The following is an 11,264-nucleotide window of genomic DNA, read 5'->3' as shown; positions in this document are numbered from 1 at the left end:
TGCGGACGATCGCGGCGGCGGCGGGCGTGTCGCCGGGGCTGGTCACGCATCATTTCGGCGGTGTCGACCGGCTGGTGGCGGCCAGCTACGATCATGTCGCGACGCGGGTAGGGACCGCGCTGGAGGCGGCGGTCGCCGCGGCGGGGGAGGCGCCGGCGGCGCGGCTGGAGGCCTATGTCGCCGCCAGCTTCACCCCGCCGATCGCCGATCCCGCGCTGCTCGCGACGTGGATCGCCTTATGGAGCCTGGCGCGCAGCGATCCGGCGATGCTGGCGCGGCACGACCATCATTATGCGGCGTTTCGCGCGCGGCTGGAGGAATTGCTCACCGCGTGCGGGGTGCCGGCGGCGCGGTTGCGGCTGGCGGCGATCGGCGTCACCGCCCTGGTCGACGGATTGTGGCTCGAACTCTGCCTGTCGCCGGGCAGCGTGGACGCGGGCGAGGCCCGCGCCCTCGCCGCCGCCTATCTCGCCGACATCATTTCGACAGATCGGTGAACAGCGAGCGATAATAATCCAGCCCCGGCGCGATATTGTCGACCGGCGTGCGTTCGTTCAGCCCATGGCTGAAATCGTCCGATTCCTTGATGAAGATCGGGCTGGCGCCATAGCTGGGGACGTGATGGTATCGGAACCACATGCTGTCGCTGGCCCCCGCCGACATGCTGGGAAAGACCGGCACGCCGGGCCGCACCTTCGCCATCGCGCGCGTCACCGCCGCGACGAAATCGGCGCGCATCGGCGAGGCGTCGTTGGGCACCGATCCTTCGGTGACGTCGCGGATCGTGACCGCCGGTTCGGCGGCGACCTGTTTCAGCGTCTCCATCACCGCCGCCGGCTTCACGCCCGGAAAGATGCGGCAGTTGATGTTGGCGGTCGCGCGCTGCGGCAGCGCGTTCAGCGCGTGGCCGCCCGACACCATCGTCGGCACGCAGGTGGTGCCGATCTGCCCGACATAGGCCGGGTCGGCGGCGAGCACCGCGATCGCTTTCTGGTCCGCCGGATCGGCGGCGAAGGCGCGCATCGCGGCGGCCAGCTCGCCGCTCTTCTGCTTGGCCGCTTCCCGGAAGAAGGTGCGCGTCAGCTCCGACACCTGCGGGGTGAAGCGATAATGGCCGATCCGCGCCAGCGCCTCCGACAATTGCACGATCGCATTCTGCGGGCGCGGGGCGGAGCTGTGTCCGCCGGGGTTGGTGACGGTCAGCTCGAAATCGGCATAGGTCTTCTCCGCGCCGTTCCAGGTGAAGAATTGCGGCTTGCCGTCCTCCCCCAGCCGCCCGCCGCCGCCGTCGATGTTCAGGACGAGGTCGGCGTTCTTGAGTTGCTCGGCGATCAGCGCGCTGGTTTTCATGCGCGTCTCCTCGTCGCCGGAGAAGGCGAGCACGATGTCGCGACGCGGTGTGTAGCCGGCCTTCCTCATCTGGATCAGCGCGGCGGTGGCCATGGCGGCGTCCAGCTTCATGTCGGTCGCGCCGCGTCCGTAGAGATAGCCGTTCTCGACCACCGCCGTGAACGGGTCGCGTTGCCAGTCGGACGGCTTGGCTTCGACCACGTCGAGATGGCCGGAAATGACCAGCGGCTTCGCCTTCGGATCACTGCCGCGCCAGCGCGCGACCAGATAGGCGGTGTCGTCGACCGGGGTGATGGTGATATCGGCGGCCGGGAAGCCGCCGGCGACCAGCACCGACTTGATGTAATCGTCCAGCTTTTCGGTGGCATTGCCGGGACCGGCTACGCTGCGGAAGGCGATGGCGCGCTTGGCGATCTCCAGCGCCTGCGCCTCGGCGGCGGCGTCGCGCGTCGCCGCCTGTGCCGCAACCGGGGCGAGGAGCGCAGCGGCCCCCGCGACATATCGAACCAGCTTCCGTACCGCCATGCGCGCCCTCTTTCCGTGTCGGATCGGCGGCGAGGCTAATCGACGGGGCCGCGAAAGCAAGCGACCCCGCCGTGTCCATCGCGTGTCAGACGCTGGGCCAGCCGTCCGTGCTCCACGTCAGCTTCTGGATCTGGAGGGTCGGGAAGCCGTTCTTCGTCGTGTCATAGGCGTGATAGACGATATAGTCGCCGTCGCTCTGCTGGAGGATCGCGACGTGCCCGCGCCCGACGAAGCGGCTGCCGGTGCCCTGACCGTTGCTGAGCACCTGCGTCCCGCCGCCCTGCAGCATCGCCTTGCCGTCGCGATCGACATACGGGCCGTCGACCGTCGCCGAGCGGCCGACGACGGTGTTGTAGGTGCTGTTGGCACCCTGGCAGCAGGAGTCGAACGAGGCGAACAGGTAGTAATAGCCGCCATGGCGGACGATGTACGGCGCCTCGATCGCGCCGGGCGACGGGCGCGAGGCCAGCGCACGCGGCGCGGGATCATTGGCCAGCCGGAGCCCCGTCGCGGGGTCGAGCTGGATCAGCTTGATCCCCGACCAGAAGCTGCCGAAGGTCATCCATGCCCGGCCATCGGCATCGGTGAACGCCATCGGATCGATCGCATTGTAATTGTCGCTGGTCGTCGACTGGATCACCGGCCCCTGATCGACCCAGTTGGCGGCGGGCTTGGTCGGGTCGATCACCGTCGCGGTGGCGAGGCCGATCGCCGACTGGTTCTTCCCGAAGGTCGAGATCGAGTAATAGAGGCGGTACTGGTTGCCCACCTTCGAGATGTCCGGCGCCCACATGCCGGTCGAGCCGGGAACGGCCGTCGCGGTCCAGGCGGGCAGCGCGGTGTAGCTGCCGCCGCGCAGCGTCCAGTCCTTCAGGTCGGTCGAGGTGCGCAACGCGAGCAGCCCCTCGGCATCGCCGTTGTTACCGGTGGTGAACAGATAATAGGTGTTGCCGTCCTTCAGGATCGCCGGGTCGTGCGCGGGGGCGATGTTGCCGGTCAGCGCGACCATCGAGGTCGGGGTCGGGCTGGCGGTCGGCGACGGCGTGGGGGAGGGAGTGGGCGTCGGGCTGGTCGACGGCGCGGGCGAGGCGGAGAGGTCGCCGTCGCCCGACCCGCACGAGGCCAGCAGCAGCAGCGCGAGCGTCGGAAGATGCTTCACGGGCAATGTCCTTTGCGAAAGAGGGGGACGGGGCGGTCGCCGGGACCGCCCCGGAAAGATCAGTCGAAGCTGTAGCGAAGGCCGACCGCGAAGGTGCGCGGGATCAGCACCGTGCCGAGGTTGAAGCGGTCCTTGTCGCCGACATTGTCGAAGCGATAATATTCCTGCTGCTTCGTGCGCGTCAGGTTCACCGCGTCGAACGTCAGGCCGAGCCGCGGCGTCACGCGCGCGGTCAGCTGGAAGTCGAGGCTGCGTTCCGCGCGCCGCCACACGCCCAGCGGATTGGCGAACAGCCGCGCCTCGTACCGGGCCTGCCACGCGTTGCGATAGACATAGGACAGGCGCGCGCCGATCGGGCCGTTATCATAGGCGACCGTCGCATTGTACGACACGTCCGACACGCCGAAGAAGCCGGAACGCTGCTCGCCCGTCTGCCGCCCGTTGATGTCGAAGATCGGCACGTTCTGGTTGGAATCGAGCACCGTCAGGCTGCCCTGGAAGCCGAGCCCCTTGAGGATCGACGGCAGGTAGCTGGGGAAATAGGTGACGCCCAGTTCCAGCCCCTTCAGCACGCCGTTCGAGGCGTTGGCCGGGCGGCTGATGACGAAATTGTCGGTCGCGCCCGCGACGATGCCGTTGTTGGGGATGAATTCCAGCTGGCTGACCGGCACCACCAGCCCCTCGATCTCGCGGCGGAAGCCGGTGAGGGTGATCGCGCTGCTCCGCTCGAAATACCATTCCAGCGCAAGGTCGTAGTTCTTCGACGTGGTCGGCTTCAGATTCGCCGTTCCGGCCGAGCCGCTGCCATAGCCGACGTTGGTCAGATCGCCCGTCAGCGAATAGTTCGGGTTGATCGCGCTGAAATCGGGCCGACGCAGCGTTTCGCCATAGTTGAAGCGTGCGCGCAGGTTCGGCGTCACTTCATAGCGGGCGGTGAAGCTGGGCAGGAAACGGTCCGAACCCGGCGAGGCGCGCGACACCGCACCGTTGTTGAAGCGGTCGATGAAGGTCGCGTCGGTATCGTAGGTGACGTAGCGGAAACCGCCCTGCAGCTTCAGCGGTCGGCCGAAGATCGATACCTGCGCGTCGGCCTGAACATAGGCGGCGAGCGAAATCTCGTCGACGTCGAAGGTCTTGGTCAGCGTGAGCTGGTCCGAGGTTTTCAGGCCATAGAGCGTGCGGATCTCGTCGGCATGGGCGTAGTTGTAATAGCCGTTCGCCGCCACCCAGCTGCGCGGCACGTCGCCGCGCCCTTCGAAGAAGTTGCTGTTCGTGAAGGTCGCTTCCGCCGGAAAACCCGACAGCGGGCGGTTGAGTCCGTTGGCGTCGGCGGTGCGAATCTCGCTGGACGCCCGGCGATCGTCGAAGCGGAAGCCGGCCTGGATCTTGCGGAGGAAGCCGTCGTCGAAGGCGTAGAAGCCGTCGAGCGTCGCGGTGATCGCGCTGCCCTTGTCGCGCCCGCTATTGTCATACAATTGAGCGACGTTCCACACCTTCGGATCGGCGAGCAACGCGTCATTGTCGAAATGATAGGACGGAATGCCGCCCCCCGCGTTGAAGTCGGCCGTGATCTGCTTGGCCACGCGATCGGTGCGCATCGCGAAGAAGGCGTTGGTGTTGGTGCTGGTCTGATAGGCGACGTCGGCGACGATCCCGCCGTTCGCGCCGACGTTCCACTTGCCGTTCAGCGCATAGACGAAGCTGTCGGTCTTGCTGCGTCCGTAATCCGCGCTGTTGAAGCCATAGACGTTGTTGGCGACGCGCGACTTCACGATGTTCGTGCCGTTGTACAGCATCGGCGCCTGCGGATTGTCCCAGAAGTCGACGAAGCTGAATTGCAGGCTGTTGAACGTCTCGCCGCGATACCCGGCATAGTACATTTCGGCGGTGTAGACCGAACTGCTGTTCGGCGCCCATTGCAACGCGATATTGCCCGACGGCCGCTCGCGCCGACCGTACAGGTCGGAGCTGAAGACCGCGTCGCGCGACAGATAATAAGGCGTGGCGACGCCGTTGATCGGCAGGGTCGAGCCCGGCGCGGTCGGCAGGCCGGTCTCGTTGCCCGGCTTCCAACCGCCGAAGATGCGCTGGAACGGGGTCAGCCCGCTGCCCGCCGGCGGGTTCATCGTCGCAAACGGCACGAACGCGCCCGCCGTCGCCGACATGGTACGGAAATCGTAGCGATTGTAGCTGCCGTTCACCAGCAGGCCGATGTCGCCGATCCCCGTTTCCCACCGGTTGCTGATGAGCAAGGCGGCGTTGGGATTGATCTTGTCGGCTTCCTGATCGTAGATGCCGCGCGCCAGACCGGAGAGCGCGAAACCGTCGAAATCGAACGGCCGGCGCGTCACGACATCGACCTGGCCCGCCAGCCCGGTTTCGATCTGGTCGGCCGCGCGCGTCTTGAAGATGTCGACGCGCTTGATGAGGTTCGCCGAAATGTCCTGAAGCGCGAACGCCTGACCCGAGGTCGAAAAGATCTTGCGGCCGTTCAGCGTCGTCAATGCGTCGGGAAGGCCGCGAATCTGGATACCGGCGGCCTCGCCCTGACCGCGATCGGTGACCTGCACGCCGGTGACGCGCTGCAGCGCCTCGACGACGTTATTGTCAGGCAATTTGCCGACGTCCTCGGCGACGACCGAGTCGACGATCTGCGTGGACTCGCGGCGGCGGTTGATCGCGCCGACGATCGCGGCGCGGACGCCGGTGACAACGATATCGTCGGCCGCCTGTTCCTGCGTCGCGGGCTGCGTCGCCTCGCTAGCGCCCTGTGCGGCAGCGGTTTGCGCCAGTGCGGGGTCGGTCGCCAACAGCGACGCCGCCGACACGGACGCGAGAAAAAGTAATCTGGATGCCATGGTGATCCTCCCCTTTCGCATGTGGAGCGTTCCACGAGACGAGCGCTCTGGCGGCGCCCATTACTCGGACATTCAAATAGCAGTGCCGCGGAAATGCGCAAGCGGGATCATTATTGCTGGCTAGGGGTGAATCGGATGATGAAACGAAGATGAAGCGCAGGATATCGGTCGCGCGGTTGCCATTACTCCGGCATAAGGCGCTTGGCGATGCCCGGCTGATGACGGCCTGGCGTGCGATCGGTGGCCGGCGTGTCGATTCTCGCTGAAAACGCCGCCCGCCTTGACGTCGTCGCAGCGCCGCCGGTTAGTCGCGCGAGCGCCCGATAAGCATAAACGACGGGCAGCGCCAGCGCGATCAGGCGCCCGGCGCTATACGCGTTGCCGGCACCGATAAGGCGGCCAGGGCAGGGCAGGGCAGGGCCGGCGCGGGCGGACGCCCCCTCGACCGGTGTCAGCGCGGATCGATCCGACGTCGGCTCGCGATCACCACCATGTGGCGTAGAGCGCGACGAGGATCAGGACGAGGCCGAGGCTGGCGGCGTTGAAGCCGGTGGTGGTGCGGAAATCCACACCCTGCACCGTGACGCGATTGGCGTCGGCGCGCGAGCGGACCAGCAGCGACAGCGCGATCGCCAGCGCCAGGCTGAGCGCGAACACCAGGCTCATGCGGTTGAGGAACGGCAAGTCGGGCAGCGCCGCGCGCAGCACATAGGACAGCACCACCGACGCCACCGCCGCGCCGATCGCCCCGGCCTCGTTGGCGCGCTTCCAGAACAGCCCCAGCAGGAAGATGACGGTGATGCCGGGCGTGAAGAAGCCGGAGAATTCCTGGATGAACTGGAACGCCTGATCCGACTGGCCGATCAGCGGACGCGCGGTCAGCATCGCGATCACGATCGACACGCAGGCGGCGATGCGGCCGACCAGCACCAGCCGCCGCTCGCCCGCCGGATCGGCTTTACCGTCCTCGGCCGCGGTCGGTGCGGGGAAGCGCTTGGCATAGAGATCGAGCGTGAAGATCGTCGCGATCGCATTGATCTTCGACGCGGTGGAGGCGATGATCGCCGCGATCAGCGCCGCGAACACCAGCCCCAGCAATCCCGGCGGTAACAGCCGGAGCATCGCCGGATAGGCCTGATCCGGCTTGGCGAGATCGGGGGCGAGCACCACCGCCGCGATCCCCGGCAGCACGATCACCAGCGGCATCAGCAGCTTCAGGAACGCGGCGAACACGATCCCCTTCTGTGCCTCGGGCAGGCTTTTCGCCGCCAGCGCGCGCTGGATGATATACTGGTTGAACCCCCAATAGCTGAGGTTGGCGATCCACATGCCGCCGATCAGCACCGCCAGCCCGGGCAGTTCCTTGTAGTGCGGATTGTCCGGGGACAGGATCATGTCGAAATGGTCGGGCACCCGGCGCGTCAGCTCGGTAAAGCCGCCGACGATCCCGCCTGCGCCGCCGATCGCCTTCAGGGTCAGCGCGGAGACCATCAGCCCGCCCAGCACCAGCAGCGTCACCTGCACGATATCGGTCAGCGCCACCGCCTTCAGCCCGCCGCGCAGCTGATACAGCACCGCGAACGCGCCGAGCCCGACCAGCGCGATATTCTGGTCGATGCCCGCCACCTGGTTCACCGCGATCGAGCCGAGCCAGATGATCGAGGTCAGGTTCACGAAGATGTACAGCGCCAGCCAGAACACCGCCATGATCGTGCGGATCGACCCGCCGTAGCGCTGCTCCAGGAACTGCGGCATCGTGTAGATGCGGTTGTGGAGGAAGATCGGCAGGAAGAACTTGCCGACGATCAGCAGCGTGGCGCCCGCCATCCATTCGTAGGAAGCGATCGCCAGCCCGATCGCATAGCCCGATCCGGCCATGCCGACGATCTGTTCGGCGGAGATGTTGGCCGCGATCAGCGATGCGCCGACCGCCCACCACGGCAGCGCCTTGGACGCCAGAAAATAGTCCGAGGTGTCCTTGGTCTCGCCCGCCTTGTCGCGGCTGACCCATTGCGCGAGGACGAAGATGCCGATCGCGTAGCCGATCACCACGACCAGATCGATCGTCTGCAACGTCATGTCTTGCCCTCCCCGCGGCCGCGCCGTCCGCGGGCGCCCTCTGTCCGCCCGTGATGTCCCGCGCGGCGGCGCGCCGTCAACCGGCGTCGGCACGCCTGCGGTCGATTTACGCCGGGTGAAAGGTTTTTAAGGAAGTCTTCCTACAGCGGTCGCATGAGTCGTCAGGATCGCACCGCCGGTCAGCCATCGCGCGCGCGTCGTGCCGTGCCGCGCACGGCCGTGCGGCTGGCGCGGGACCGACGCGGCAACGTGATGATGTTGTGGGTGATGCTGCTGATTCCGCTGGTGGCGCTGGTCGGATCGGCGGTGGACCTCGGCACGGGCTATGTCGCGCGCAAGCAGATGCAGGTCGCGTGCGACGCCGCGGTGCTGGCGGGACGGCGCGCGATGACGAACGGCGCGGTCGACGACACGGTGCGCGCGGAGGCGGCGAAGTTCTTCAATTTCAACTTCCGGCAGGGTTTCCTCGGCTCCGCGCCGTTCGCGCCGTCGATCACCAGCACGACCGATTCCAAGACCACCGTCGTCATCAAGGCGGCGACCACGGTGCCGACCTCGATCATGCGGATGTTCGGTTACACCAGCCTGCCGGTCAACGTGACGTGCAACGCGTCGCAGGATTTCGTGAACACCGATATCGTTCTGGTCCTCGACACGACCGGATCGATGGCCCAGACCGCGACCTCCAGCGACACGGTCAGCAAGATCGACGCGCTGCGCAACGCGGTGCTGGCGCTGTACGATCAACTCAAGCCCGTACAGACGCAGCTCGATGCGGCGGGGATGCGGCTGCGCTATGGCGTGGTGCCCTATGCCAGCGCGGTGAACGTCGGCAAGGCGATCCGCGCGGCAAATCCGAGCTTCATGGTATCGAATACCGCGACCTATCGCACGCGGCAGGTGGTCGCCGATTATACCAGCGAGAACACCTGCAACAGCTATTACGGCAGCTATGATTCGCGCCGGGGCAGGTGCACCTACTTCATCTATCCGGCGAACACCTACGACATTTCGGACTTCGTCGCCGGTGGCACGGTGGACGTCAACGCTTTGGTGGGGACCAGCGGCGGCCAATACGGCCTGACCCCGGTCGCGGGCGGAGCGCGCCCGACGGCGTGGAGGGGCTGTGTCGAAGAGCGGCAGACGGTCCGCATGGGCAGCACCGACGCCGTCATACCGGCCGGTGCGCTGGACCTCGACATCGATCGCATTCCCAGCGACGACGCGTCACGCTGGAAGCCGTACTGGCCCGAGGTCGAGTATGCCAATTACTACATCGGCATGTACAGGAACGAGGGGACCAGGCCGCAATCCGCCTGCCCGGCGGAGGCTGCGCCGATGAAGTCGTGGAGCCGCGACGGATTGCGGGACTATCTGGCGACGCTCAACCCCGATGGCGGCACCTATCACGACAACGGCATGATGTGGGGCGCGCGCTGGGCATCGTCGGGCGGCATCTTCGGCCCGAGCAACCCCGACACGTACAATACGATGCCGGTCAAGAAGTACATCATCTTCATGACCGACGGCCTGTTCGAAACCGGGTACGACGCGCTCTACAGTTCCTATGGTATCGAGCGGATCGACGCGCGGGTTACGCCGGGCGGCAACAATTCCAATCAGGACGACCAGCTCGCCCGCCACAAGCAGCGGTTCAACCTGCTCTGCGCGCGCGCCAAGTCGATGGGCTATTCGGTCTGGGTCATCGGCTTCGCCACGTCGCTGGATTCGTCACTGACCAATTGCGCCAGCACCCCCAGCCAGGCGTCGACCTCCGCCGATCAGGCGGCGCTGCTCGCCAGGTTCGTCGAGATCGGCAAGAACATCGGCGCGCTGAGGCTGACGCAATGACGCGGCTGGGCGCACGGCTGCGCGCCGACCGGCGCGGCGCGGCGGCGGTGGAGTTCGCGATCGTGGCCCTGCCCGCGATCACGATCATGTGCGCGCTGGTCGACCTGGGATACCGCCAGTATGTCATCCAGCAGGTGCAGGACGGGCTGGACCGGGCCGCGCGGCGCGTGACCGTCGGCACCAGCACGACGACCCAACAGCTCACCACGATGCTGAAGGACAACGTCGCGCCGATCGCGCCGAAGGCGACGGTGTTCGTCGTCCCTTCCAGTTACGGCAAGTTCCGGCAGGTCGCCCGGCCGGAACCGATCACCACCGACACCGCGCCGCTGGGACGCTACAACCCCGGCGACTGTTTCACCGACATCAACGGCAATGGCGTGTGGGATGCCGATGCCGCGCGGGCGGGCACGGGCGGGTCCGACGACATCGTGGTCTATGTCGCGACCGTCACCTTTCCCGAGATCCTGCCGATGAGCCGGCTGCTCGGATGGGACGGCGTCAGCCGGATCACCGCGTCGACCATGTTGAAGAACCAGCCCTATGCCGCGCAGCCGGAGCCGGCGACGGTATGCGGCTGATCCCCCTTCGCGGCGCATGGGTGCGGCTGGCGCGGGCGCAGCGCGGGGTCGCGCTGACCGAGTTCGCGATCACCGCGCCGGTCGTGCTGATGCTCGGGCTGGGCGGGGTCGAACTGGGCAATTACGCGTCCGCCAACCTGCGCGTGTCGCAGATCGCGATGGCGGTGGCCGACAATGCCGGACGCGTGCGCACGACGATCGACGAATCCGACGTGGCGGAGGTGATGATCGGCGCGCTGAAGATGGGCGAGCCGCTGGGACTGGCCAGGAACGGGCGGATCATCCTGTCCGATCTGGAGCAGCGCACGACCACCACCGGCACGAACGGCAAGGGGCCGGTGAGCCCGGGCAACCCCGACGGTTATCGCCAGTGGATCCGCTGGCAGCGGTGCGTGGGCGCGCTGGCGGCGACCTCTTCCTACGGCGTGCCGCGCGATAGCGCCGGGCAGCCGGTCACCAATCTGGACGACACCACGAACGCCGATCACGGCGCGGTCGAGGGCGCATCGATTATCGACGGGATGGGCGCCGCCGCCAACCAGATCGCCGCCGCGCCCGGGACGGCGGTGATGGTGGTCGAGGTGGTCTATACCTATCAGCCGCTCGCCCCGATCAGCCTCGTCACCGCGGTGGTGCGCACGCCGCAGATCCGGCGGCTGGTGGCGTTCAACGTGCGTCAGCGCACCGCCTATTCGCTGCGCAACGATGCGCGGCTGTCGGGTACCGCACGCGCCGACTGCCGGTTGTTCGACCCGGCGGTGCCGACCACCTGAGCCGGCATCGGTCGGTCGGGATCGTCCGGCCCATGCGGCGATGCGCGCCGCCACACGAGCTTCATCCCGCTAAACAGTTAATCTGCCG

The 11,264-nt window shown here is 66.9% G+C and carries 8 protein-coding genes; 4 read left to right on the top strand and 4 right to left on the bottom strand.

Translation table 11 applies throughout. The features are described from left to right. Positions 1–497, top strand: a 497-nt coding sequence (locus NS334_RS15290) for a TetR family transcriptional regulator C-terminal domain-containing protein (protein ID WP_083500527.1), incomplete at its 5' end; no start/stop codon positions are given. Here NS334_RS15290 and NS334_RS15285 read toward each other — a convergent pair. The 4 genes from NS334_RS15285 to NS334_RS15270 all read right to left on the bottom strand — a co-directional run bounded on the left by NS334_RS15285 (position 478) and on the right by NS334_RS15270 (position 7,971). Next, positions 478–1,875 (bottom strand): M20/M25/M40 family metallo-hydrolase, encoded by a 1,398-nt coding sequence (locus NS334_RS15285; RefSeq protein WP_058756821.1) that lies wholly within the window; start codon positions 1,873–1,875, stop codon positions 478–480. The genes NS334_RS15290 and NS334_RS15285 overlap by 20 nt on opposite strands. Positions 1,876–1,960: 85 nt before the next feature. Continuing rightward, the gene (locus tag NS334_RS15280; RefSeq protein ID WP_058756820.1) at positions 1,961–3,034 is read right to left on the bottom strand and encodes an arabinan endo-1,5-alpha-L-arabinosidase; all 1,074 of its coding nucleotides are present in this window, start codon (positions 3,032–3,034) and stop codon (positions 1,961–1,963) included. Between the two features lie 59 nt (positions 3,035–3,093). Next, complete coding sequence (locus NS334_RS15275; RefSeq protein ID WP_058756819.1) at positions 3,094–5,892, bottom strand: TonB-dependent receptor; 2,799 nt, start codon at positions 5,890–5,892, stop codon at positions 3,094–3,096. Between the two features lie 483 nt (positions 5,893–6,375). Next, positions 6,376–7,971: a sodium:solute symporter family transporter gene (locus NS334_RS15270; protein WP_058756818.1), complete on the bottom strand. Its 1,596-nt coding sequence runs from the start codon at positions 7,969–7,971 to the stop codon at positions 6,376–6,378. Between the two features lie 204 nt (positions 7,972–8,175). Here NS334_RS15270 and NS334_RS15265 point away from each other — a divergent pair, with 204 nt between their 5' ends. The 3 genes from NS334_RS15265 to NS334_RS15255 are packed head-to-tail and all read left to right on the top strand — an operon-like array spanning position 8,176 to position 11,176. Continuing rightward, positions 8,176–9,822 carry a pilus assembly protein gene (locus NS334_RS15265; RefSeq protein ID WP_058756817.1) on the top strand — a complete coding sequence of 549 codons (1,647 nt, stop codon included), beginning with the start codon at positions 8,176–8,178 and terminating at the stop codon, positions 9,820–9,822. Continuing rightward, positions 9,819–10,403, top strand: a complete 585-nt coding sequence (locus tag NS334_RS15260; RefSeq protein WP_058756816.1) for a TadE/TadG family type IV pilus assembly protein — start codon at positions 9,819–9,821, stop codon at positions 10,401–10,403. Before NS334_RS15265 ends, NS334_RS15260 begins: the two co-directional genes overlap by 4 nt. Further along, complete coding sequence (locus tag NS334_RS15255; RefSeq protein WP_058756815.1) at positions 10,394–11,176, top strand: TadE/TadG family type IV pilus assembly protein; 783 nt, start codon at positions 10,394–10,396, stop codon at positions 11,174–11,176. The genes NS334_RS15260 and NS334_RS15255 overlap by 10 nt, the downstream gene beginning before the upstream one ends. Positions 11,177–11,264 lie beyond the last annotated feature (88 nt).

The organism is Sphingomonas endophytica, from assembly GCF_001476895.1.
Classification (GTDB): Bacteria; Pseudomonadota; Alphaproteobacteria; order Sphingomonadales; family Sphingomonadaceae; genus Sphingomonas; species Sphingomonas endophytica_A.
This window is presented reverse-complemented; position numbering and strand designations above follow the sequence as displayed.

What these genes read in the sequence shown, in the direction of transcription:
- NS334_RS15260 (WP_058756816.1), top strand. Translation starts at nt 9,819, where the DNA reads ATGACGCGGCTGGGCGCACGGCTGCGCGCCGACCGGCGCGGCGCGGCG.
- NS334_RS15270 (WP_058756818.1), bottom strand. Translation starts at nt 7,971, where the DNA reads ATGACGTTGCAGACGATCGATCTGGTCGTGGTGATCGGCTACGCGATC.
- NS334_RS15285 (WP_058756821.1), bottom strand. Translation starts at nt 1,875, where the DNA reads ATGGCGGTACGGAAGCTGGTTCGATATGTCGCGGGGGCCGCTGCGCTC.
- NS334_RS15275 (WP_058756819.1), bottom strand. Translation starts at nt 5,892, where the DNA reads ATGGCATCCAGATTACTTTTTCTCGCGTCCGTGTCGGCGGCGTCGCTG.
- NS334_RS15255 (WP_058756815.1), top strand. Translation starts at nt 10,394, where the DNA reads ATGCGGCTGATCCCCCTTCGCGGCGCATGGGTGCGGCTGGCGCGGGCG.